Below are 23,058 nucleotides of genomic sequence, written 5' to 3'. Positions count from 1 at the left end.
GGTTGAGTATTTTAATCCGGAGGTAGACAATGAATAACCGGAAAAAACTGATTGAATTGTTTATCTATGTACTGATTGTGGTGATCGGGATTATCCTGCTCCTTACTGCAAATCTCAAAAAGCAGGATAACAAGCCTTATGACGGAGGTGTGAGCGTTGCTGCTGTATCTTTCAAGTAATGGGAAAAGCGGACTGACCGACTTTATGGAAGGGCAGGAGCTTGTGATAAAGAAGCTCATCGGCAGGTTTTCCTTGAAGCTTTTTGTCGCAAAGGACATCAGGAATTATATAGGCTGCAAGTATTTCCTTGTGGATGTTTCCTGTATAGAGGAGCAGCTTGATGATTTCATCGTTGCCCTCCAATCCATGCAAATGATGCTCAATGTGAGAATCATCCCCATCCTGTCGGATATGGTAAATGCAGACGCCTATATCGGCAGGCTGGTGGATATCGGCGTAACGGATATTGTGACCGCCGACAGCATGGACGGTATCAGGGATGAGTTTGCCGAGTGTCTTTCGGAGGACGGTATGCAAAGGTATAAGCGGCCACCGGAAAGCTTTATGCAGGATACCGCCCTTCCCGAAGCCTTGATACCAAAAGAGATTGTCAAATACAGGTGGGACGCCCGGAATATGAAGATTGCCGTTGCCGGCACACAGCGGCGCAGCGGCGTTACCGTCACCGCCTTTAACCTGGCGGCCTGGCTCATTGCGCGGGGGGCTTCTGCCTGCTATGTGGAGACCAATACCAACCGGCATTTGAACTGGATCGTCAATATCTATGACGCGGAAAAAGACGGAGAAGCCTATCCGGTCGGCGGTATCGACTGCTATTTTACCAATGAGCTGGATAAGGATTATAACTTTATCATCTACGACTGCGGGGAAATCAAAGAACCACCCACGATATTTAGGGAGGCGGACATCCGTCTGCTCTGCGGAAGCATCCTGCCCCATGAGGCAAAAGACTATCTGCAAGTACTAAATGCTTGCAAGGATATGGACATCCATAAATTGGGTTTGTGTGTGCCGAAGCCTTTACAGGAATTTTGCAGGGAATCGTTAAACAAGGATATTATGATAGCAGAATCCTCCCATGACCTGTTTGAAAACAATATTAACGGATATATCTATCTGCCGATGGTAAAGAGGTTCATTATAAATATATAAGTTTGGTTGAGAATTAGTTGTAGCTTTTGCTATGTTCGGAATTAGACTAATTTTCTTTGGTGTTCAGCAAATTTAGGCCTAACAAAGCTTACAGCTAGACACCAATGGCGAAAACGCACTGTAAAAAGAGCCATAAAACGGCTGCAATCTCACAATGTGGTGTAAACAAAGAATCCTCAAATTTCAGGAAACATGAATGACTCTAACATGACAAACCAAGCGAAGAAAGCGAAGAAAGCTGCTCTATTGCCTACCATATAAACTACCATTGATATAAAGGTGTATTTATGTTATCTTAGTTGTAGAACAAGAGGTGAATAGATGGAATTATATACGGACATCCAGCAATTGTTTAAGGCTTTGGCCGATGTAAACCGCCTCCGCATCATTGAGGTATTATCTAAAGAATGTAAAAGCGTCAACGAAATCGCTAAGGCGGCGGGTCTATCCCAACCATTGACTTCTCACCATTTGAAAGTGCTGAAAAACGTCGGTATAACCCGTGTTGAAAATCGAGCTAGTTTTGCCTTCTATTGAATTACCGACGACGTGATCTGGAAGATCATCTCACAATCAAAAGATTTCATGCAAAACAGGGCGCAGGTCAAAGGTAACAACTTATTAGATTTACAAAACAATCAAACGGGAGAGGAGTTTCCTTATGTTCGAGATGATAAATAACGTGGTTCTACCTAGCGCTAGTGACTGCTGAGGTACTTCATCTAGTGCTGGTCAGCACGTTGATGGAAACACTGAACACTGTAAAATTTGCAGAAATCCCTTGGAGTACTTTGACCAGGGCAGAGAACTGACTTGTTCCCAGTGTGGCAGGCAGGAGATAGCTAACATCTGTTGCTCTAATGGTCATTATGTTTGTGACGAGTGCCACGGAAAAGGGGTTTTTAACTTAGTTAAGGACTATGTAATTGGTTGTAAGTCTAAAAAACCTTTGGAAATTGCCGAAACACTCATGGGGTATAACGATCAAGTTCCCATGCTTGGCTGTGAAAACGCTTGGGTAGCGGCTGGGGCTTTGATCACGGCCATCAGGAACGAAGGAAGTATCACTGTAACAGATGATCAGGTTCTGGAGGTGCTAAACCGAACGGCAAAGCAGGCTATTGGCGGATACTGTGGTTTGACAGGCGTATGCGGTATCGCTGTATCTATAGGCGCTTGCTTCAGTGTTATTCTGGGAGCGGCTTGTCCCAAAGACCAGGAAACGGCAACTACCATGAGAGTTGTGGCCAAGATGGTTAACACTATTGCTAACGAAACAGGTCCTTGCTGTTGTAAGAACTTCGTTCGAAAATCATTGACAGAGGCAGTAAAATTGGTGAAAGAGCATCTAAGTGTTTCCCTGCCAATAGTCAGTGAGAACATAATTTGTAAACATGTTGAACGACATCCTCACGGGTGCCGGAAAGAAAAGTGTTCCTATTTCGGCAAAGATACTGTTATAGTGAAAGGAGAAAACGGGGTGCTAAAGAAATACGATGAGTTCTTTTCATCAGTCTACAGCGAAGGGGTTATTGACAGGAAAACCAAACATTTAATTGCCCTGTCGGCTTCCCTGGCAGCAGGTTGTGAACCCTGAACTCAGTATTGCTTTGCAGTTGCAAAGGAACTAAACATTCCGGAAGATGAATTAAACGAAACGATAGCTATTGCTATGACGGTGGGTGCGACAAAGATTAGAGCATTAGCAGACAAAATTCACCCCACTAATAGTGAACCCTCCCGACTGGAAACAAAGGAGGAACAACTCACCGAATGTAAGACCTGAACTGTCTAAATTCCTGTTTCGGGTAAACAGGGTATTTTGACAGGGGCATCCAATGGGGATGCCTTCATTAATCAGCAAGAGTTAGGAAGGTGAACTTACACTTGATACCTCCATTTATAGCAACTGGGATTGGTAGCTTACCACATATCGACCCTGTGGAAGCTGTTCGAACGGTAAAACAGTTCTTTCCAGATATGCCTCATTGGCCACAGCTACCAAGCAACAATACTTCTGAAGGGTTAATCGGCCAATACATTGCCCCACTTGTCCGGCTTGGTCTGGTGGATAAAGAGTCTGGTAGTTCACCCTTCTTTGTCCGGCAATCAAATTGGTTAGACCGGCTCACTGAGTTTTACGATTTGTATTTGAGAATATCCGAAGGTGACGACGAAGCATTAAGTCACTTTGGCTTACCTTATGAATATGCCAAGGGATTCTGGGCATTCGTCGATGAATTGTCTAACGGTGGTTTTCATAATGCTAAATATATCAAGGGTCAGGTTACAGGCCCAATCACTTTGGGGCTGCAACTCACAGACCAAAATAGAAGGTCGTCGTACTACGATGAGGAACTACGGGATATTGTTGTTAAAACCTTAGCCTTGCAAGCCAGTTGGCAAGTTGAGACCTTAAACAGATTCGGCATACCAGTCGTAATTTTCATTGATGAACCGGGTCTTTATGCTTACGGACAATCAACCCATATAACCCTCAATAAACAGGAAATCATTGATGAACTTAACATTATCGTCGATACGATTCATTCTGCCGGTGGTAGTGCTGGGATACACGTGTGTGCCAGTACGGATTGGGGAATGCTGCTCGAATCCAGGATTGATATACTAAACTTCGATGCCTTTGAGTACTTCACAACCTTATCCCTGTATCCCGAGAATATTCAGAATTTCCTGCATAGAGAGGGAGTTCTGGCCTGGGGAATAGTTCCCACGTCCGAGAAAGTTTGGGCTTACGACTCGGACCAATTAACCAAAAAGCTTAATGGTCAGATTGACACATTGGTAGGCAAGGGAATAGACAGAAATGCCCTGCTTGCACAGATGATGATTACCCCAAGCTGTGGTGTAGGAAGTCTTACAACGGATATTGCCAACAAGGTATACGGCCTTACTAAGGAACTATCCATCAAATATCAACAGATGTTTTGAGTGCATGGCTATTCGCAGTTTAGAAAATTTAACTAAGAATGATCTTGGATTGTTCACAATTGCTAATACGTCATGCGACTGCGGTACATCCTGTCAACCTAAAAGCATACCGCTAGAATACCGCTAGAAAGTCAAGAAAAATGGCCTGTTGTCGAAGGAGATTATATCGTCGGAAACAGGGACGCTAACGTGGCCGTATGTACCCTTGCGGTAGTGATATAATAAACACAATTATTTGGAAAGATGGTGAAAAAGTGGAGGACTGTTGTGCTATTCAAATCGAACCAATAAAATTTGACTTAGGGTTTAGTTGCCCGGAGTGTGGCGATAAGGGTAGACCGATGAAAATTATTACTTTGAAAAGCCTGTTGTTGCCAAGTGCATTAGTTAAACTGGAACCTTTAGCTTCTTACAAAATGTGTACCAACAAAGCCTGTTCCGTAGTTTATTTTAGTGATAATCAAGACGTATTTGAAACGAGGGACATAAAAGTGGAAGTGTACACAAAAAGCGAAGACGAAGACTGCCCCGTCTGTTACTGTTTCGGATGGACTAAGAAAAGAGTGGTACAAGAATTAGAGGAAACGGGCAGAACTACCGCTTTAGAGGAGATAACCGCACATACAAAAGCTGGTCGTTGTGGTTGTGAGGTCAATAATCCAGAAGGTTCTTGTTGCATCGGTAACCTAAAACACCTCTTGGAGTCAATTGCTAAGGAGAGCTAATCATGTTTAATGCAATTACACTTTTCATTCTAGCTGGTTTAGCCGAAATAGGGGGAGGTTACTTAGTATGGCTATGGCTCAGGGAAGCAAAGCCATTTTGGTATGGGATTATAGGAGGACTAATCCTCATTCTTTACGGCGTCATACCCACCTTGCAAAAGTTCCCGAACTTTGGCAGAGTTTATGCAGCATATGGAGGAGTTTTCATTTTTCTGGCAGTCTTATGGGGTTGGGGAATTGATAAGAAGGCACCTGATATGTACGATTGGATAGGAACGGCTATTTGTTTAGTTGGTGTGTCAATAATGCTGTGGGCACCACGTCATTAGACTAGTCCCTACTCTTCTTTAGTTAGACCCACTATAATTCCTCAACTGCCCTCACCAAGTCATACACGTCTGGCATCGTGTAGACCAGTACCTGTTTCACAATCAATGAGTTGAACGACAATCATCGGCTAATGCAGGAGAGCGAGACAGTGGTCTGATTCGATCGGTATGAAGAAACAAGAGAGGCATTTGTACAGGTACAGATGCCTCTCTTGTTTTTCTGTTTATGGTATGCGTGTTCTTACTTAATAGAATAGGAGATTTCAATGTCGTCGAGACAACTATGAAAAAATAATAGTGCAAAGAAAACAAAGCCGTAGTATAATATTACTATATGATAATATATAATAAAAGGGGGCGTTTCGGTGATCAACAGCAAGGAACTCTCCATAGGAATCGGTATCCTTGGTGGTGGCCCAGCTGGATATGTAGCAGCCATACGTGCTGCTCAGCTTGGTGCAAAAGTGACACTCATTGAGGATAGAGATGTGGGAGGAACCTGTCTCAATAGGGGATGTATTCCAACTAAAGCATTACTTAAAACATCGGAAGTCTTATCCATGCTTAATAAGTCTAAAGAATTGGGCATAACAGCAACGGTTTCATCCGTCGATACTAGCGTTGGCAAGGCCAGAAAGGACCGAGTGGTAAAAAGTCTCAGGATGGGTGTAGAGCATCTGCTGGCAAAAAATGGGGTTGAAGTCTTGCGGGGAAAGGGGTGGATTGAATCCTCGCAAAGGGTGATCGTTAAAACCGCAGACAGAGACCTTGTGGTCAACTGCAATCGTTTGATTATTACTACGGGTTCGGAGCCTTTAATTCCAGAGATACCAGGTGTTATGTTAGAAGGTGTTATCACGAGTGATGAGGCGCTGGAACTAACGGAGATCCCTGAAAGTATCACTATCATAGGAGCTGGGGCCATAGGTATGGAATTTGCTACTCTCTATAATTCACTGGGTTCCAAGGTTACTGTGGTGGAAGTTCAAGAGAGGATCATTCCCAATGAGGACCAGGAAATAACGTTGGAACTCTTAAAAATCATGAAGAGGCAAGGAATCAAATTCGCGCTCAGTTCAAAGGTTCGAGAGATTTCTAAGTCCGAAAATGGACTGGAAACCTTAGTGGTTAATGAAGAAGGAAAAGAAATGGTCCTGCACACAGAAAAGGTATTAGTCGCAGTGGGAAGAAAATTAGCGGGGCTATCTCCTGACATCCGTGCTCTGGGCATTGAGGTGACGAAAGGTTCCATCGTGGTCAATAACCGTATGGAAACCAACGTAGCCGGAGTTTATGCTGCCGGAGATGTGATCGGTGGCAGTCTTCTGGCGCATTTGGCTTTTGCCGAAGGGCGTGTGGCGGCCGAAAATGCCATGGGCATCCAAAGCAGGCTAAACTATAGAGCTGTACCCTCTTGCGTTTACACCAATCCTGAAGTGGCTTCGGTAGGCTTGAGTGAAGATCAAGCGAGGGAAAAGGGCATAGCTGTCAAAGTCGGACGCTTTGATTTTCGAAACAACGGCAGAGCCTTATGTCATGGAGAACGGGAAGGGTTTGTTAAGGTTATAACGGAGGAGAGTACTGGGGTTATTTTAGGAGCCCGGATACTGGGACCTCATGCTTCAGAGTTGCTTTCAGAAATCACGTTGGCAGTCAGCCTGGGGGTCAAAGCAGAAATCTTGGCGGATATGATCCATCCTCATCCAGCCTTAGCCGAAGCTGTGATGGAAGCGTGTGGGGATGCAATTGGCCGGGCAATTCATAAATAGCATATTCATGATAGGGAGAGGTTAAAAGAGAGATGATGACTGAGGTAGGAAAATACTAGGAGGGTGTGTGAACATGAAAACATGTCGTAACTGCGGTTTGGGTATTGAAGACAGCAACGACCTCATAAGCTGTTTTAAGTACAAAACCCTGAGCAATTCACAAGAGGAGAAATGCGACTGCCTATATTTCATTGAAAGAATCGTAGAGGATAGCGAACCCCTGCCCCCTATACAACACCTTCTTTTGGTAGAACAGGAATTAGGAAAGCGAAAAATGAAAATTAGTATCAATAATGGTCTACGGATGTAAATTGTCCATTCGGAACATCACAGCAACCCGTGCCGCAGGAACAGCCTACAGAAACATTGTTGTTATCAATTAATGAATCAAAGGTTATGTTCGTAAATTTATAAAAATTGAAGAAAGAAAAGAGAATGTGTAGTATGATTGCACAAATTCAAACTCGTATCATCAAGTCATTAGTGTATGATCCATGGGTGAATTTGGCTATAGAAGAACATTTGCTGGACCAAGTAACCGAAGATGAGGTTATACTTTATTTATGGCAGAATGACAACACGGTGGTCATCGGCAGAAATCAGAATGCCTGGAAAGAGTGTCGGCATCTTGATTTGGAATGTGAGGGCGGGAAACTTGCCCGGCGTTTATCCGGAGGTGGTGCAGTTTATCATGATTTAGGTAATTTGAATTTTACCTTCATTATGAATAAAAAGCATTATGATCTATCGAAACAACTGACCGTAATTTTGCAGGCGGTAACAAAAATTGGGATAAAGGCCGAGTTTTCGGGGCGTAACGACTTGGTGATTGGGGAAAAGAAGTTTTCAGGTAACGCTTACTTTTTCAATCAAGCTGGTGCTTTGCATCATGGCACTATCCTGATTGATAGCGACCTGACAAAGCTTAGTCGTTACTTGCAGGTATCTCGTGAAAAAATAAGCTCCAAGGGTGTTGATTCGGTTCGCTCCAGAGTGGTTAATCTATCGGAAGTTTGTAAAACTGTTACCTTGGCCGCTGTGATCGAAGGGATGGAAGAGAGTTTTAATGATGTTTACGGGGGAGATGCCCAAGAGATATCAGTAGATCGCAATGACTTCAAGATCAAATCATTGGTTCAAAAGTATTCCTCTTGGGATTGGCGGTTTGGCAATACTCCGAAATTTGACCTTTCCATTAGCCGCCGATTTGGCTGGGGAGAACTGGAATTAGGGTTTTGTTTAAAAAATGGTCGCATAGATTCTGTGCAAGTTTTTTCGGATGCCCTTGAAGAGGGCCTAATCAGAGAGATAGGGAAGGGTCTTGAAGGATGCTCTTTTAGATCAGACAGGATGATTGAGCATTTAATAAAGGGCGAGGGTCAATCTGAAAATCAAGCGATTATTATCAAAGATGTAGTCCTATGGCTTAGCGAAACAGAGTTATAAACCGATAAAACCTCCTGTGCCAATTGTTTTAGTGCAGGAGGCTATAAAATATGGATTTGGAGGATTTTTATGGAAGAACGGATCGTATCCATGAAGAGTGATTTGTTTAAGGCCTTAGCGCACCCTACCCGGGTACGTATCCTCGAACGACTGGTGGAGAACGACAAGGAAGTATGTGTTTGTGAGCTGATTGAGGATCTGGGAGTTGAACAATCAAATTTATCACAACACTTGAGTATTTTGCGCAAACAACAAATTATTACATCGACTAAAGTGGGCCTAAAAATCATGTACCGTATCAAATATCCTGAAGTATTAACTATTCTGGAGAAGGTCCAGAAAATTCTTGCCCAACAATTTCAAGAAGGGGAAGCTTTGATGAGGCATCTTGCTGACCGCTAGAAGGGTAGAAATGTCAATTCTTTCACCTCTATATTATAAAATGGAAGTGGGAAAGATGAATATATGAGCAAATGTTGTGATCCTAGAGCCCCTAAAGTATATACGCTAATCGTTGGTGGCGTACTAGTGGGGTTAATTGGAGTTGAACAGGCTTTTCTGGATTTAAGGAGCCTCGACTTAGTGAATGAAGAAGCTGCTGAAAAACTGTTTGAAATAGTGGCGCGAAGAAATTATATCGTAGAAGGTGCTGAAAGAGAATACAAGATAGCCCTGCTTGCGGCATATAAAAACTACCTAGATAAATCTAGATAGTAATAAGGCAAGTAATGTTTAAGGAGGTTTGAAAAGGACATTTCAAGACATCGGACTGACTCAACGAGGATACTTCCATGGGGGCTGTGGTATCTGATCATTAATTACGACTATTGTAGTAAATGTGGGTCTTGTATTAATAAATGTACACACAGTATTTACGAAAAGGACAGCACAAAACCTATGGACATTTATCCAGAGGGATGCAAAGAACATCCCAAAGTTTGAATACTCCCTAGTTTTCTGCCAATATAAGTAATATGCTAAATAAACCCAAGAAACTGTTGCATCAGTTTCTCGGGTTTATCGTGCTTCCACACCTCATGCTTTAAAGCGAACCTCAAAGGAGGCTTAGCTGGAGTCTTTATTTAAACAATTGACCGGAATAAATCACAAACCAACGTAAGCACAAACCCCCAATAACAACCATGCTACTCACGGGAAGCACAAAATTTTTATGGGTACTCACCCCATAGATGGAGAGGATAAGGGGCAGTAACAGTCCAATGACCACGACGCCAAGCCAGAACAACCAAGCCATACTCCCGCTGAAATACATGGAACCCACGGAAACGTAGAGAATGGCTAAAAGAATAATTTCCAAAGCAAGGAGTACGATATCTGTTTTCTTATAAAGGGTAAGATCGCTGCCATTTGCTCCGATCAAGGTTACGGCTAAGCCTGCAGAAAGAGCAGATACTAAGAACAGAATCGGTAAGAAGGGAATGCTTTTAATTCCGAGCAAGGATACATGCCATAAACTATTTGTAGTGACCGCTGAGAGCAAAAATCCGGTATAGGTTGCAGTGCCCAGCGCTACTAGAGAGCCAACCAAAGCGATTGGTTTACGCAGACCTTGCAGCCCTTGAAAGGAACTCGTGGCCGCCATTTCCATCCCCGCAGTGGTAACCCGAACCTGTTTTTGGGAAGCCGCTGCCGTCCATACCAAGAAAGCGTAGGCAAAGGAAAAGGCGGTGAAGATGGATACTATAAACACCCCTAACGACATAACGGAATGAAAGTTAACGTTAATCAAGAGTTCCCAGAACGTTAACGGGCGACCCAAGTCAACAATCAACATAATCAAACCTATCACGATGGCAACTGGAGCAATATAGGCACCTGAACGGATCACCTTTTCTGGCCGTTTTTTACTCAATAAATCAGTTAAGGCTGATGTTAAAAAGGCGCCTCCCGCGACCCCTGCTAGGAAAAGATAAATTGCAATTACCCCTCCCCAGGCTACCTCATTTCCAACATTTGCACCCCAAGTTACATCCATTTACTTCACCCCCTCATAGATATAGTACACGCTGGGCTTCGTACCCAACTCTGGTTTGCGAACCTGTACACTACTTTTAAATTTAGCCAATAATTTTGCAGCATCGCTCGCAGGATCATTAATATCTCCAAAGAATAAGGCTCCACCGACACACGTCAAGACACAGGCTGGTTTCTGTCCTTTGGAAACTCTCGTTTCATAACAGAACGTACATTTATCCGCCGCACCTGTCTCCTTATTAATAAAACGCGCCTCATAAGGGCAAGCAGTCATGCAATACTTACACCCCACACACTTATCACTATCCACCAGAACAAGATTATCTTCATTGTAATGAGATGCCTTTGTGGGGCACACAGCGACACACGGAGCATCCTGACACATTTGACAAGCTTCTTTTTCGAAGGTCATCTTGACCTTAGGATACAGCCCTTTGATGCCCAAGGAAGGCGTCTTAGTCCGATACTGTCCTTCGGGAACGTTATTTTGGAATTTACAAGCAACAGTACAAGCCTGGCAGCCGATGCATTTAGCGACTTGTACAATCATTGCATAATGTTTAGCCAACGGAGTCACCCTCTTTCTTTAGATTCAGTTGCCAGTTCTCTAGGATTTCAGCAGCCTGTGCATACACGGGGCGATGAGTCTCCCGGATTAGCGGTAATATCTTGCTTAAAAAAGGAAGCAAATGCTTTTGCCGAAATTCCTCCAAGCGCTCTTCTTCGCCGTCGCGTGCTAGGAGTGCCGCGAATTCTAACTCAACGGCCAAGTGGTCGGGAAGGTTTTCGGCCTTTTCTCCCATTCCATACCCAGCTGTTTCATAAACATGCTGGACGGCAAACGCCTCGGGCCCCATCACGAGACCGTCCTCGCTAAAATAGACTGAAGCATAGGGTGGTGCTTCCACTGCCCCTGTTTCGAAGAGCGGGATATAGTGCTCCCACAACGCATTGAGGCGAGCAGTTCCAGCAGGATAGTCGATACAGAACCTTGATAATTCAGCGATTTTTGCATCTGGGATAATAAGCTCTTCTCGCCAAACATCGATTAACTCTTCCAAGTGCTCAGAAATATCTTGGCAAGGCCGATAAAACAAACTGGCAAAGGATAAAAAAAGTTCTGCTACCGTGTTCTCGTTCAAGGTTCACTCTCCTCCCGCATAAACCTTCAATCCGTTTTGCTACATGCGTCTATGGGCATTAATGTTAAAATTCGCTGAAGGCGGATTAAGCTTTCTTAAGGGTCACGAAATCCATAGATGTCACCGAATTTCCAACAGTACCAAGTTGACCTGACACCAACTTATTAACATTGATCCCTTTACCAAAGGCCCGTTTCAATTCGGGAGAAATACGACCAAAACCGTGATAAGCAAAGACGGTGTCTGGACGAATCCCTTCTGTCACCGTTGCTTTTCCTTTGTGCTCGAATTTCCCAGAGGTGATGATAATGTCGTCCCCATCCTTAATGCCGAGCTTCTTTGCACTCACTGTGTTGATCCACAGTGAATTCGTGGACATCAATTCATTGAGTACAGGGACATTTGCCGTTCCTGCATTGGTGTGCACTGCTACTTTACCTTGAACGAAGCGGAATGTTCCTTCCTCTGGTTGAGGATGTTTAACATAAACTGGAATTCCCTCTTTAGTAGCCTCTTCGACTTCAGGGGAGAAGAACTCGATTTTTTTACTCTGAGTCTCGATGAACGGGAGGGAGGCTTTAGGGTCAGTTGCTCGGACATAGAACGGTTTCATACCGGAAGGAGTCCAGAACCCTTTTTCTTTCATAAGGTCTAAGGTAAGCCCTGCCGGAGTCAGTTGTTGATTTAAGACCTCTTCAATCGTTTGATAGGGGAAAAACTTACTGAGACCCATTTTCTCGCCCAGCTCTTTGTAAATTTGCCAATGGGGCTTAGTATCTGCGTAAACCGAGGAAACGGCGGGTTGGCGTAAGACATACTTGGGCGTCAAGCCGGACATATCGTAGACTTGCTCATAACGCTCCAAATAAGTATTCTCTGGTAACACGACATCCGAGTAGTACGCAGTATCTGTCATGTAGACATCACAGGTCAGGATAAAGTCGAGTTTTTTAAGGGCTTCGATGGTTTGCTCGCTATTCCCTAGCGTGATAATAGGATTAAACCGATGAACTAACCAGGCTTGAATAGGGTAGGGTTGACCTGTCAAAATACTGATGGAAATCTGACCCACACCGCCATCATACGCTGGGATAAGTTGGCCGGGTGTTCCCTTGACTCCTGTGTTATCAATCCGAGGTTTAGTAGGTTTGGGGAAAGCAGGACGTTTCAACCCACCCAGGGGCGAGGCATACCCGGCTTGCTCAGGAAACTTCTTTAGAACACCTGCCCCTTTATTCTGAAAGTAGCCACCAGCCACTTCGAAATTTCCAATCATCATGTTGACCAGCAAAATGGCTCGGCGCAACTGAAAATCATTGGTTGTTAAAGCAGTCCGCCAGCCAAAGTCTAGAATGGCATGCGGCTTAGCAGCCGCAAATTCGCGTGTCACGCGCACAATGTCTTCTCTCGCCAGACCGGTCTCTTGGGCAGCCCATTCCGGCGTTTTGTCTTTGACTGCTTCGGCCCACTGCTCAAATCCTTCAACGTATTGTGCAACAAAGTCCTTATCAAAAAGGTTCTCGTTGATCATGATATTGGCCATTGCCATGACAAAGGCCAGCTCTGTCGTGGCTTTAATGGGCAGCCATTCCCCTTTTGAAGCGCTGACACTGAAGCGTGGATCAAGGACTACCATTTTGGCTCCGTTATTCAGAGCCTTCATGACTCCTTTTGCTTGAGGAACGTGAATCCCTTCAAACCAGTTGCGGCTTAAGGAGATCAAGTATTTCGTATTTCCATAATCTGCCGAAATCCCCTCGGTGCCAAACGTCGTGTCGAGTGCCACAGAGCGGGTCATAGGGCAAGTGGCTTCATGGGAAAAGATATTAGGGGTACCGATTCCTTGACCAATGGTTCTGAAGAAGAGGTCGTGCGGTCCTTTACGACTGGCCAGGGCAACGGATTCCGCTCCGCTTTTATCAATCACCTTTTTCAGTTGATCTGAGATATACTGATAGGCTTCATCCCAGCTCACTTCTTTAAACTTTCCTTCGCCGCGGGCTCCCGTCCGAATCATCGGCTTTTTAATGCGTTGAGGATCATAGAGAAGTGACGGTCCAGCTTGCCCTCTGGCACAGAGCGACCCACCCATCGCTGGATCATCGGGGTGCCCATCCACCTTTACCACTTTTCCATTTTTAACTTGCACTGCAATAGGGCATTGATTTCGGCACATTTCACAGGCCGAATACACGATCTTCTCAGATTCCTTGGCTTCTGCCACAGCATTTTTTGGACCAAGCTTTGTTAGCGTCCCAAAGCCACCAAAGGCAACTATGACTCCGCCAGTTCCGTAAAGCGCACCTTTTAAAAACTGTCTCCGTTTCACGGCTTTTCCCTCCTATTCAAGTTTGAACTCTTATGCGAAAAATAAAACCATTTGAGAATATTTACACAAGTTCAATTCGACAATTTGACTCTTGTTACCTTTTAAAATCATATTTGACATCGTTATGCACCTATAAGCACAAGTTATAGGATGCAGAGTTTAGTTGATTGAATTTTTAAGAGCTGGGCTATACAATACTCTTAGATGTTAATAACCTAAGAACTAGGGGATGGTGAAATTGTTTTGGATAGTTACCAACTCAAGATTTTTTGCATAGTAACGCGCCAGCAAAGTTTCTCAAAAGCAGCAAAAATGTTGCATATGAGCCAACCGGCCGTTAGCGCACATATTAAAAATTTGGAAGACTATTTCCAAGGGCCATTGTTTGACCGAACTTCGCAGGGCGTGAGACTGACCAAGGCTGGCGAAGTCTTTTATACCCACGCGCAAAAGATCCTTGACCTTCATGACGAAATGGAACAGCAACTCGAAATTGTCTTCCAACGCGAAAACAATCAAATTATGATTGGGGCAAGTACCACTATTGGAAATGTCTCTCTTCCCTGCTCGATCTATTTGTTTAAAGAACAATACCCTGAGGTCGAGCTTTGCTTAAATATTGCCAATGCCGAAGAGGTTCTGCGCATGGTTATGGCTGATGAAGTCGATATCGGCGTTGTGGAAGGAGATACAGAGTCTTCTTCTCTTAAAGCCTTTCCTGTTACCTCGGATGAATTAGTACTTATTGTCCCTCCGAACCATCCCGCTGAAGGAGGGGTTATTTCCCTGCAAGAGTTTCTTAAACAGCCGCTAATTCTGCGCGAAGATGGATCAGGCACAAAAAAAATTCTCGCATCGGCGCTAGCTCGTCACGGCTATTCCGTGAATCAGTTGAACGTGTTTACCGAGATGACGACTATTTTCGCCATTAAAGCTGCTGTAGAGGCTGGATTAGGTGGATCGGTTGTACCACGTCTCGCCGTGCGCAAAGAAGCTTACACGGGGATACTTAAGGTACTTACGATTGCCGACATGGAAATGCCGCTAATCTTCAATATTGTCTATCCTAACAATCGTTCCCTTTCCACTAAAACAAAGCTATTCATTAAATTTCTTACAGATCCTGAAGAAAGCTGCCTGTGTTGAGAATATAGAAATAATAGTAAAGAGACAGCGTAAGCTGTCTCTTTACAGTAAATATTTAACGAGGAGTTTTGATCCTATCCAAGTCCCTAAAAAGACCGCGATTGCAAAAATCCACCCGGTAAGAGAACTCGAAGCAATTCCGTTCAACAGGGCGCCGACATTGCAACCATAAGCAATCCGTGCTCCGTAGCCCATGAGTAACCCCCCAATTAAGGCGGAAAAAAAGAACTTCTTATTCCTGATTGGCCGGAATCGAGCCTGCGAAGCGACCAACGTTGCCCAAAAGGCACCCAGCAGCAGCCCAAGGTTCAAATAGGTCCCAGAGGAAGTCATTAAGCCCATAAACGTAAATCCTTGGTCATCGAGCACTCCCAAGTTAGTACCAATCCATTCCGCCCAATGTTCGATATTCGTAGTAACCCCCCAAGGTTGACGCCTCACGATCAGCACAAGTAGGTTGAGCACACCCAAAATAATGGCCCCTACCCAATAAGCCCAAGGGCCATGGATGATTGTCTGCCAAGTCTTTTTCATGGTTTCACACTCTCTCTAATCATGCGTTTTCGTCAGTTCAAGATGCCATATGCCATTCGCCACTTCTTCCTCTTCAATAATATACCGATTGGCTTTTGCCCAAACAACAATCCCCCTTGAGGTACAACTGTGTTCAGTCTCTAGGACTAAAATATCACCACATTGCATGGACAACAACTTTTTTTTTGCTTTAATTAGGGGAATTGGACACATTTCTCCCCATATCTCAATTGAAAAACGAGTCACAGCCATTCACCTACTCCCCCAATTGTTTATTTTGCCACCATCTAGCCAACTGCCATAAGGCCAACAACACGGCTATTTCCAGTATAAGGGTTGGAGCCCAACCTAAAATATCCGGCAAGAAAATCCCCGGCAATTCACCAAAGACGATTCTCCAGTTTATTAACGACCGCTCTCCCAAAACAGCGCCCACCACCAAACCGAAAAACGCCACCCCTTGCATGGCAAATCCTTCCCCAATACGCATTAGAATTCCCGTAGAACAGCCTCCAGCCAACACCATCCCGATCCCGAACAATAGTCCACCGACAACGGTATGCACGCCCAAAGGAAAAACATTGAGGATCAACGGGATATTTCTCTGGGATGCTCCCCAGGAAACCAGCGCAAAGCCAAGGATACTAATCCCCAAAAGTAAAAGAAAGGCTCGGGTGAGCTCAGTCATGCCGATTAAGATAGGATCACGCACAGCAGACACCAGACAAAAACGGGACTTTTGTAAGACAAAGCCCAAACTAATTCCTAGAGCAAAAATCAGAGTGAGATTAGTACTCATTTGAGCAAGAAGAACAAGTAACAACGAAAGAAATACGATAAATCCGAGGTTCCATTTCTGTTGGGAATGAAATGCATTAGTCCCCATCTTGATCTCCTTTTTCACATATTCTTATATTAACATATTTAATTTAAGGATAATCGTTTTATTATTGTCTGTCAACGAAACATCAAGGGGACCCTATACCGAGTGAGTTCGAACTTTATTGATTGCTTGACGAGGGCATCAATGACTTGAAATACAACAAGGTGACATTGGTCAATGAATGCGACATGGCTAGGAAAAGCCGTTAGGATGAGAAATCCTTGCGACTTTTCGTTTTATTGACCATTTGGCCTAGGTCTTGGTTAAATTTTCAACAGCGACAGAAAGCATAAGCTTTATGCGGTTCAGTTGATTGACTTCACTCGCCCCAGGATCATAGTCAATGGGGGCAAGGTTAGCTTGAGGATAGGACCTTCGGATTTCTCGGAACATGCCTTTGCCTGTTATATGATTGGGCAAGCAGGCAAAGGGCTGTAAACACACAATGTTCTGGACTCCACAGCGAATTAGATCGACCATTTCTCCGGTGAGGAACCAGCCTTCTCCTGCCTGGTTGGCCAGAGAGAGGTGGTTGGCTGCATATTTGGCAATTTCCTCGATGGGTTTTGGGGCTGTAAACCGTTTACTGGCGCTTAGAGCCTTCTTCATCTCTTTACGGTAGGATTCAATCCGGTTGATGGAGAGATTGCCAGACACCATGCCCCAAAAACTACCTGAGAGTTTTTCATATTGAATGCGATTATCCAAAGCACCATATAATAGGAAGTCTGCGAGGTCTGGGACGACCGCCTCAGCACCTTCAGCCTCCAACAGCTCGACAATGTTGTTATTGGCGGTAGGGTGGAATTTAACGAGAATTTCACCGACGACGCCTACCTTGGGTTTGACCAGTTCCTCATCAATTGGTAGATGATCAAAATCCTTCACGATTTGGCGAATCATCTTGTTGTAGTCCCTGCTTTTTCCGTTTTTCAAGGATTCTTGGCAGCGCTCTACCCATTCCTCATATAAGCGATTGGCGGAGCCCGGAACTTTCTCATACGGGCGTACTCGGTAGAGGACCCGCATTAAAAGATCCCCATAGATTAGTCCCCTCATCAATTTATTAAACATTGGAAGGGTGATTTTAAAGCCGGGATTTTTCTCTAAACTGGTGGAATTCCCTGTATTTAAAGCAACTACGGGGATGTGTTCCATTTGGGCATCTTTTAAGGCCTTGCGGATAAAGGCGATATAGTTCGTCGCTCGACATCCCCCGCCAGTCTGAGAAATAATCACTGAGGTGTTGTTTAAATCATACTTGCCGGACCCCAAGGCTCTCATGATCTGTCCAACGACAATAATGGCGGGGTAACAAGCATCATTGTGCACGTATTTTAAGCCTTCATCAATCGCCGACTTATCGACTGAAGGTAAGATTTCCAGGGTATACCCCGCAAGTTCAAAGCTGGTTTTGAAAAACTGAAAATGAATCGGGGACATTTGGGGCACCAAAAGGGTATGCGTTTTCTTCATTTCTTTAGTGAAGACGACTCTCGGGAGCTTGGCAAACAATTTTTCAGTGGGAAAGCTTCGTTTGTCGCGTTCTTGAATGGCAGCGATTAAGGAACGCACGCGGATCCGAGCAGCCCCTAAATTGTTGATCTCATCAATTTTTAATACTGTATAGATTTTCCCGTAAGCCTCAAGAATTTCCTTGACCTGATCCGTCGTCACGGCATCTAAGCCACATCCGAAGGAGGTCAATTGGATTAATTCGAGAGATTCTTGCTCGGCAACATAGCTGGCGGCAGCGTACAACCGCGTATGGTAGACCCATTGATCGACAATGCGCAACGGTCGTTCGACCTTACCGAGGTGGTTTATGGAGTCCTCAGATAAAACAGCGAACCCATAGGCTTGAATCATCTCCGGGATTCCATGATTGATTTCTGGATCAATATGATAGGGCCTTCCCCCTAAGACAATCCCTTTTAGATGATGGGTTTTAATGTAGAGAAGGGTTTCTTCTCCTTTTTTCTTGACCTCGTCCTGATACTTGTCCAGCTCGAGATACGCTTTATCCATCGCCTCAAGGATCTCATTTTTGGAGATTCCTTCGGGAGCCAACTCTTCGATTAAGCGTTTGCCCATGCGACTTGGCTTATCGATCGGTAAGAAGGGATGATAAAAGGTCATCTGAGGAGTTCGGAGGAGATCCATGTTGGCATGAATGGTCTCTGGGTAAGAGGTGACAATGGGGCAATTGTAATGGTTGCCTGCGCCGGGATCTTCTGTGCGGTTATAAGGAAGGCAGGGATAAAAGCATTTGGTTACCCCTTTTTTCACTAAATCGGCAAAATGTCCGTGGACAAGCTTCGCTGGGTAACAGGCTGACTCGGAAGGGATGGTATCCATGCCTTGCTCATAGAGTTGTTTAGCGGAGCGACTGGAGAGAATCACTCGATACCCTAATTCTGTAAAGAAGGTGAACCAAAAGGGATAATCTTCGTAGAGATTTAATACGCGGGGAATCCCGATCGTCCCTCGGACGGCTTTGTCCGGGGCTAAGGGTTTGTAGTTGAAGACTCGTTTGTACTTGTAGGCAAAAAGATTGGGGATCTCAGAGTGCACCACCTTTTTGCCTGCCCCTCGTTCACAACGATTGCCAGAGAAAAACTCTCCCCCATTAGAGAAACGCTTGATCGTGACGAGGCAGTTGTTTCCGCATAGCCCGCAGCGCTGGTTGGTGGTCTCCGAAGAGAGCTTCTGGAGTGCCTCTCCGGTTAGGAGGGTCGTCGCATAGCCCTGTTCAAAACGCTCTTTAGCAATTAAAGCGGCTCCAAAGGCACCCATAAGTCCGGCAATGTCTGGGCGTACCACGTCTCGCTGCGCAATTTGTTCTAGAGCCCTGAGGACAGTGTCGTTATAGAACGTACCTCCTTGGACGACGATCTTTTTCCCCAGTCCTTCCGCGTTCCTCAGGCGTATCACTTTGAAAAGGGCATTTTTGATGACGGAAATGGAGATTCCCGCCGAAATATCGCCAACCTCAGCCCCTTCTTTTTGGACTTGTTTGACTTTGGAGTTCATGAAGACGGTACAGCGCGTCCCCAGATCGACCGGGTGCTTGGATTCCAGCCCGATTTGAGCAAATTCTTGAACATTCATATTCAAAGAGTTGGCAAAGGTTTCCACAAAGGAGCCACATCCTGAAGAACACGCTTCATTTAAGGTTATGGAGTCAATAACTCCATTCCGGATGACTAAACTTTTCATGTCCTGTCCACCAATATCTAAAACAAGATCAACGCCAGGTAAGAAAAAATTGGCGGCGGTATAATGGGCAACCGTTTCGATTTCTCCGATGTCCACTTGGAGTGCTGCTTTGATGAGATGCTCTCCATATCCGGTAACGGCGGAGTGGAGAATGTGGGTCGTTGGATTGAGCTTTCTATACAGGGTTTTCAAGGCTTCCATGGTTGATTCTAACGGGTTTCCTTGATTGCTGCCATAATAGGAATACAGCAAACCTCCGTCTTTGGCGATTAGGGCGATCTTGGTGGTGGTTGACCCAGCATCGATGCCTAGATAGGCATTTCCAACATAGCTCTCTAAATCCCCTCGCTGGACCTTATGTTGGGCATGTCGCTCTTTAAAAGCCTCATACTCTGCAGGGTTGGCAAATAAAGGGTTTAAATCTTCGTTCCCGTCATTATTCATGGCATAAATCAAGGGGGCGCGTTCGTATAAACACTCCAGTGCAAAGGGCTCATGCTCCCGTGAGGAAAGGGCGGCTCCAATCGCCACGAAGAATTGAGAATCGTCCGGGAAGAGGATGTTTTCGTTTTCTAATCTCAGAGTTTCAGTAAAACGCTTTCTCAGTTCAGAGAGAAAAAACAGGGGACCTCCTAAAAAAGCAACGTTGCCCGTAATCGGACGGCCCTGGGCCAAGCCGCTAATTGTCTGATTGACAACGGCCTGTAAGACAGAGACAGCAATGTCTTCTTTGGCGGCTCCTTCATTTAATAAGGGCTGGACATCCGTCTTGGCAAACACGCCACAGCGAGAGGCAATTGGATAAATTGTTTGGTAGTTCTTAGCGAGTTCATTTAAACCCTGAGCATCCGTTTGTAATAAGGAAGCCATCTGATCAATAAAGGCCCCGGTACCTCCGGCGCACGTCCCATTCATACGCTGCTCCAGAGAGTCTCCGAAATAAGTGACTTTGGCATCCTCACCGCCCAGCTCTATAGCGGCATCGGTCTTGGGAATAAGGATTTTAATGGCCTGCGAGCAAGCCATCACTTCTTGAATAAAAGGGACATCTAAGGTTTGGGAAATATTAAAGCCACCAGACCCTGTCACCATCAGGGTCAATATATGCCCATGCAAGATGGCTTTGGCCTCTCCGAGCATGGCAACGACTGTCGTGCGGATATTGGAAAAATGCCTGAGATAGTTCTTATAGACAATCGTTTGCTCCGGATCTAACACAACAAGTTTGACCGTTGTGGAACCAACATCGAGTCCAATATTTAAAACGTTGCTCATTTTCTTCCTCCACTGGCTTAATGCGCACCTTTTCCACTTTCCCAGAGAGTCTCTGGGCAAAGAAGCCCAGGACATCCGCACTGGTCTATTTCTAGTTCAATTGTCGAGTGAGATATCCCAAATTCTTTCAAAATATATTGCTTGAACTGTTTGATGATTTCTGTGCTTCGCTCCAGTGAACCCTCGGGATCAACGATGAGATGGCAACTGAGGGCAACACGTTCCGGTGTCACACTCCAAACATGAAGATCGTGGATATCCTGGGCACCTGGTAAGGTCCGAACAAACGCTAATAAGCGATCATATTCAAAATTGTCTGGTGCTCCTTCCATTAAAATATGAAGGGTTTCTTTGACAATCTTCCAAGCGTTCCAAGCGATCATCAGGGCGATCAAAACGGAGATGATCGGGTCAATCACATACCAGTGGGTAAATTGCATGATGATGGCACCGATGATGACGCCCGCTGAGGCTGCGGCATCTCCCAAAACATGGAGAAGGGCAGAACGGACGTTGAGATTATCTTCCCCGCCTCGGAAGCCAAAGGCGATTGCCAGATTAACAATCACGCCAACCCCAGCACTTAAATACATAATTGTGCTTTCTACGGGTTGGGGATTTTGAAACCGGTGGAAGGCTTCATAAAGAATCACGAAAGCAATAATAATCAGAGTAAGAGAATTGGCTAAAGCGGCTAAGATCCCTGTGCGATGATAACCAAATGTTTTATCAAGGGTGGGAGATTTCTGCGCTTGAACGGCTGCAAACCAAGCAAGGCCTAAGGCAGCAACATCTGTCAGGACGTGTCCGGCATCACTGAGAAGGGCTAGGCTATTCGCTAAGCTTCCGCCAACGACTTCCACTGCCAAGATGAAGAAGGTAGCTAAAAAGGCCCATTTTAACTTGGTTCCAGTGGCATGCACGTGTCCACCGAGTGCACTGTGGTTGTGTCCGGCATGATCATCTGCGTGACCTGCCCCCGGTTGATTATGAACATGGGTTGCCTCGTGTTGATGATCGTGTTTGTGATCATGCTCATGCTCATGCTCATGATTTAGGGATTTAACAGATGATTCATTAGGCTTTGACATGGTTATCTCCTCCTCGTTTATGATTAAAGATTTATTTTATAATATTGACATTAAAACATACACTTGAATGTTTGGTTAAAATTTTTTGAGTTCTAATCAGATTATTTCATAAGATGGTTGCTATGGTCGAGTGCTTTTTCTAAGATAATCTTAACGTGTTCGTCGTGGATGCTATAGCGAACGAGCTTTCCTTCTTTGCGGGAACGGGCAAGACCCATGGCTTTAAGGAGACGCAAATGGTGGGAAGCTCCTGAGACCGTTAACGCTGTAATTTGAGCAATATCACAGACGCAAAGATCGGGTTCTAGGAGCAAGGCATAAATAATCTTCACCCGTGTTTCATCAGCGAGAGCTTTAAAAATAGGGGTAACCCCTTCGATCTCTGCTACAGAATGAGATAACTCACTTAAACGTTGTGGAGTATGGCAATCTGTTTGGCAGAGGTGATGATGACCTGGACGGTTCAAACTGAGTCCTCCTTTTTTGTTTGTTTATTTTAAATACATTATAACGATTGCTTGAATGTTTGTAAATAGTCGTGCTGGATTTAATGCGAAATAAGATTGAAGGGTAAATCAAGGTCCAAGGTCATTGCGACTTCGGACCTTGATTATTTTTGCGCAGATATTGACAAAGAGTCCTTAAAAGTATTATGTTAAGTATATTATAAAATAGTAATATTATTATTAATAATCAGGTTAGCTTGAAATAATGAAGTTGAATTGTAAGCACGATTGAGTCTTCCTAAAGCGTTAAAGAGCGAGGGGGATAATAATGTTATATGGAAAATTGAAAGAATATCGAGCTTTACTCACGTTCCCATCGTTAACGGAGGCTCTGGGCGCAGAGAGGGTTTTTTCCCGTTATGAGTGTCCCTTTGCCACTATTCCTACCCCAATTCGTTTGAGATCCGGTTGTAACACTGCCTTGTGCTTTCCACTGGAACGCAAAGAGATCATTGATGATCTTATTGATGACGGAGTGGTACTGACAGGGATGTACGAAGCACGGGAAGAGGGATTCTTCTCAATAGTCTGGTGATCATACCTA

24 protein-coding genes and 1 pseudogene are annotated in these 23,058 nt (G+C 44.7%); 15 read left to right on the top strand and 10 right to left on the bottom strand.

Annotation, left to right across the window (positions count from 1 at the left end):
* Positions 1–29 precede the first annotated feature (29 nt).
* The 13 genes and pseudogenes from DSOL_RS27845 (at position 30) to DSOL_RS05680 (ending at position 9,108) form a co-directional block, all read left to right on the top strand.
* On the top strand, positions 30–179 hold the full coding sequence (locus DSOL_RS27845; RefSeq protein WP_170871444.1) for a hypothetical protein: 150 nt from the start codon (positions 30–32) through the stop codon (positions 177–179).
* The gene (locus DSOL_RS05730; RefSeq protein ID WP_235838709.1) at positions 157–1,173 is read left to right on the top strand and encodes a hypothetical protein; all 1,017 of its coding nucleotides are present in this window, start codon (positions 157–159) and stop codon (positions 1,171–1,173) included. The genes DSOL_RS27845 and DSOL_RS05730 overlap by 23 nt, the downstream gene beginning before the upstream one ends.
* Before the next feature lie 321 nt (positions 1,174–1,494).
* A complete protein-coding gene (locus DSOL_RS05725) occupies positions 1,495–1,710 on the top strand; it encodes an ArsR/SmtB family transcription factor (RefSeq protein WP_075363902.1) in 216 nt (71 codons plus the stop codon).
* A gap of 181 nt (positions 1,711–1,891) precedes the next feature.
* Positions 1,892–2,617 (top strand): annotated as a pseudogene (locus DSOL_RS05720) (DUF5714 domain-containing protein); the annotation flags it as partial.
* A 431-nt stretch (positions 2,618–3,048) separates the two neighbouring features.
* Positions 3,049–4,125, top strand: a complete 1,077-nt coding sequence (locus DSOL_RS05715) for a methionine synthase (protein ID WP_075363901.1) — start codon at positions 3,049–3,051, stop codon at positions 4,123–4,125.
* Positions 4,126–4,242: 117 nt separating this feature from the next.
* On the top strand, positions 4,243–4,347 hold the full coding sequence (locus tag DSOL_RS29945; RefSeq protein ID WP_139314395.1) for a hypothetical protein: 105 nt from the start codon (positions 4,243–4,245) through the stop codon (positions 4,345–4,347).
* A 32-nt stretch (positions 4,348–4,379) separates the two neighbouring features.
* Positions 4,380–4,850, top strand: coding sequence for a putative iron-sulfur cluster-binding metallochaperone (locus tag DSOL_RS05710; protein WP_207649605.1), 471 nt, complete (start codon positions 4,380–4,382; stop codon positions 4,848–4,850).
* Positions 4,851–4,852: 2 nt separating this feature from the next.
* Positions 4,853–5,179: a YnfA family protein gene (locus DSOL_RS05705; RefSeq protein WP_075363900.1), complete on the top strand. Its 327-nt coding sequence runs from the start codon at positions 4,853–4,855 to the stop codon at positions 5,177–5,179.
* A gap of 365 nt (positions 5,180–5,544) precedes the next feature.
* A complete protein-coding gene (gene lpdA, locus DSOL_RS05700; RefSeq protein ID WP_235838707.1) occupies positions 5,545–6,948 on the top strand; it encodes a dihydrolipoyl dehydrogenase in 1,404 nt (467 codons plus the stop codon).
* 73 nt (positions 6,949–7,021) lie between these two features.
* Entirely contained in the window at positions 7,022–7,258 is a 237-nt protein-coding gene (locus DSOL_RS05695; RefSeq protein WP_075363899.1) for a PH domain-containing protein, read from the top strand.
* A gap of 134 nt (positions 7,259–7,392) precedes the next feature.
* Entirely contained in the window at positions 7,393–8,394 is a 1,002-nt protein-coding gene (lplA, locus tag DSOL_RS05690; RefSeq protein ID WP_075363898.1) for a lipoate--protein ligase, read from the top strand.
* A gap of 69 nt (positions 8,395–8,463) precedes the next feature.
* Positions 8,464–8,796, top strand: a complete 333-nt coding sequence (locus DSOL_RS05685) for an ArsR/SmtB family transcription factor (protein ID WP_075363897.1) — start codon at positions 8,464–8,466, stop codon at positions 8,794–8,796.
* 126 nt (positions 8,797–8,922) lie between these two features.
* Positions 8,923–9,108 (top strand): hypothetical protein, encoded by a 186-nt coding sequence (locus tag DSOL_RS05680; RefSeq protein ID WP_075363896.1) that lies wholly within the window; start codon positions 8,923–8,925, stop codon positions 9,106–9,108.
* A 364-nt stretch (positions 9,109–9,472) separates the two neighbouring features.
* Here DSOL_RS05680 and nrfD read toward each other — a convergent pair whose 3' ends face one another.
* From nrfD to phsA, 4 genes are all read right to left on the bottom strand, one after another.
* A complete protein-coding gene (gene nrfD / locus DSOL_RS05675) occupies positions 9,473–10,390 on the bottom strand; it encodes an NrfD/PsrC family molybdoenzyme membrane anchor subunit (protein ID WP_075363895.1) in 918 nt (305 codons plus the stop codon).
* Positions 10,391–10,957, bottom strand: coding sequence for a 4Fe-4S dicluster domain-containing protein (locus tag DSOL_RS05670; RefSeq protein ID WP_083642338.1), 567 nt, complete (start codon positions 10,955–10,957; stop codon positions 10,391–10,393).
* Positions 10,950–11,531 (bottom strand): TorD/DmsD family molecular chaperone, encoded by a 582-nt coding sequence (locus DSOL_RS05665; RefSeq protein WP_075363894.1) that lies wholly within the window; start codon positions 11,529–11,531, stop codon positions 10,950–10,952. Before DSOL_RS05665 ends, DSOL_RS05670 begins: the two co-directional genes overlap by 8 nt.
* 85 nt (positions 11,532–11,616) lie before the next feature.
* Positions 11,617–13,860, bottom strand: coding sequence for a thiosulfate reductase PhsA (gene phsA / locus DSOL_RS05660; protein WP_075363893.1), 2,244 nt, complete (start codon positions 13,858–13,860; stop codon positions 11,617–11,619).
* Between the two features lie 243 nt (positions 13,861–14,103).
* Between phsA and DSOL_RS05655 the strand changes: the two genes are divergently transcribed.
* On the top strand, positions 14,104–15,006 hold the full coding sequence (locus tag DSOL_RS05655; protein WP_075363892.1) for a selenium metabolism-associated LysR family transcriptional regulator: 903 nt from the start codon (positions 14,104–14,106) through the stop codon (positions 15,004–15,006).
* 42 nt (positions 15,007–15,048) lie between these two features.
* Here the strand turns inward: DSOL_RS05655 and DSOL_RS05650 are convergent, their stop codons facing one another.
* The 6 genes from DSOL_RS05650 to DSOL_RS05625 all read right to left on the bottom strand — a co-directional run bounded on the left by DSOL_RS05650 (position 15,049) and on the right by DSOL_RS05625 (position 22,475).
* A complete protein-coding gene (locus DSOL_RS05650) occupies positions 15,049–15,540 on the bottom strand; it encodes a YeeE/YedE thiosulfate transporter family protein (RefSeq protein ID WP_075363891.1) in 492 nt (163 codons plus the stop codon).
* 15 nt (positions 15,541–15,555) lie between these two features.
* Positions 15,556–15,792 (bottom strand): sulfurtransferase TusA family protein, encoded by a 237-nt coding sequence (locus DSOL_RS05645; RefSeq protein ID WP_075363890.1) that lies wholly within the window; start codon positions 15,790–15,792, stop codon positions 15,556–15,558.
* Between the two features lie 4 nt (positions 15,793–15,796).
* On the bottom strand, positions 15,797–16,426 hold the full coding sequence (locus DSOL_RS05640; RefSeq protein ID WP_075363889.1) for a YeeE/YedE thiosulfate transporter family protein: 630 nt from the start codon (positions 16,424–16,426) through the stop codon (positions 15,797–15,799).
* 249 nt (positions 16,427–16,675) lie between these two features.
* Positions 16,676–20,917, bottom strand: coding sequence for a 2-hydroxyacyl-CoA dehydratase (locus DSOL_RS05635; RefSeq protein WP_075363888.1), 4,242 nt, complete (start codon positions 20,915–20,917; stop codon positions 16,676–16,678).
* A gap of 17 nt (positions 20,918–20,934) precedes the next feature.
* Positions 20,935–22,008, bottom strand: a complete 1,074-nt coding sequence (locus DSOL_RS05630; RefSeq protein WP_075363887.1) for a cation diffusion facilitator family transporter — start codon at positions 22,006–22,008, stop codon at positions 20,935–20,937.
* A 101-nt stretch (positions 22,009–22,109) separates the two neighbouring features.
* The gene (locus DSOL_RS05625) at positions 22,110–22,475 is read right to left on the bottom strand and encodes an ArsR/SmtB family transcription factor (RefSeq protein ID WP_075363886.1); all 366 of its coding nucleotides are present in this window, start codon (positions 22,473–22,475) and stop codon (positions 22,110–22,112) included.
* A 307-nt stretch (positions 22,476–22,782) separates the two neighbouring features.
* Here DSOL_RS05625 and DSOL_RS05620 point away from each other — a divergent pair, with 307 nt between their 5' ends.
* Positions 22,783–23,049 carry a putative Se/S carrier protein gene (locus DSOL_RS05620; RefSeq protein WP_075363885.1) on the top strand — a complete coding sequence of 89 codons (267 nt, stop codon included), beginning with the start codon at positions 22,783–22,785 and terminating at the stop codon, positions 23,047–23,049.
* Positions 23,050–23,058: the final 9 nt, after the last annotated feature.

The sequence above is a fragment of the Desulfosporosinus metallidurans genome (assembly GCF_001936615.1).
Classification (GTDB): domain Bacteria; phylum Bacillota; class Desulfitobacteriia; order Desulfitobacteriales; family Desulfitobacteriaceae; genus Desulfosporosinus; species Desulfosporosinus metallidurans.
Note: the sequence above shows the minus strand (reverse complement) of the source record. Positions and strands in the feature narration are given on the sequence as shown.

Coding starts and splice junctions, on each gene's coding strand:
- DSOL_RS05685 (WP_075363897.1), top strand. CDS start 8,464: ATGGAAGAACGGATCGTATCCATGAAGAGTGATTTGTTTAAGGCCTTA.
- DSOL_RS05620 (WP_075363885.1), top strand. CDS start 22,783: ATGTTATATGGAAAATTGAAAGAATATCGAGCTTTACTCACGTTCCCA.
- DSOL_RS27845 (WP_170871444.1), top strand. CDS start 30: ATGAATAACCGGAAAAAACTGATTGAATTGTTTATCTATGTACTGATT.
- DSOL_RS05695 (WP_075363899.1), top strand. CDS start 7,022: ATGAAAACATGTCGTAACTGCGGTTTGGGTATTGAAGACAGCAACGAC.
- lplA (WP_075363898.1), top strand. CDS start 7,393: ATGATTGCACAAATTCAAACTCGTATCATCAAGTCATTAGTGTATGAT.
- DSOL_RS05650 (WP_075363891.1), bottom strand. CDS start 15,540: ATGAAAAAGACTTGGCAGACAATCATCCATGGCCCTTGGGCTTATTGG.
- DSOL_RS05705 (WP_075363900.1), top strand. CDS start 4,853: ATGTTTAATGCAATTACACTTTTCATTCTAGCTGGTTTAGCCGAAATA.
- DSOL_RS05725 (WP_075363902.1), top strand. CDS start 1,495: ATGGAATTATATACGGACATCCAGCAATTGTTTAAGGCTTTGGCCGAT.
- nrfD (WP_075363895.1), bottom strand. CDS start 10,390: ATGGATGTAACTTGGGGTGCAAATGTTGGAAATGAGGTAGCCTGGGGA.
- DSOL_RS05645 (WP_075363890.1), bottom strand. CDS start 15,792: ATGGCTGTGACTCGTTTTTCAATTGAGATATGGGGAGAAATGTGTCCA.
- DSOL_RS05640 (WP_075363889.1), bottom strand. CDS start 16,426: ATGGGGACTAATGCATTTCATTCCCAACAGAAATGGAACCTCGGATTT.
- DSOL_RS05635 (WP_075363888.1), bottom strand. CDS start 20,917: ATGAGCAACGTTTTAAATATTGGACTCGATGTTGGTTCCACAACGGTC.
- DSOL_RS05630 (WP_075363887.1), bottom strand. CDS start 22,008: ATGTCAAAGCCTAATGAATCATCTGTTAAATCCCTAAATCATGAGCAT.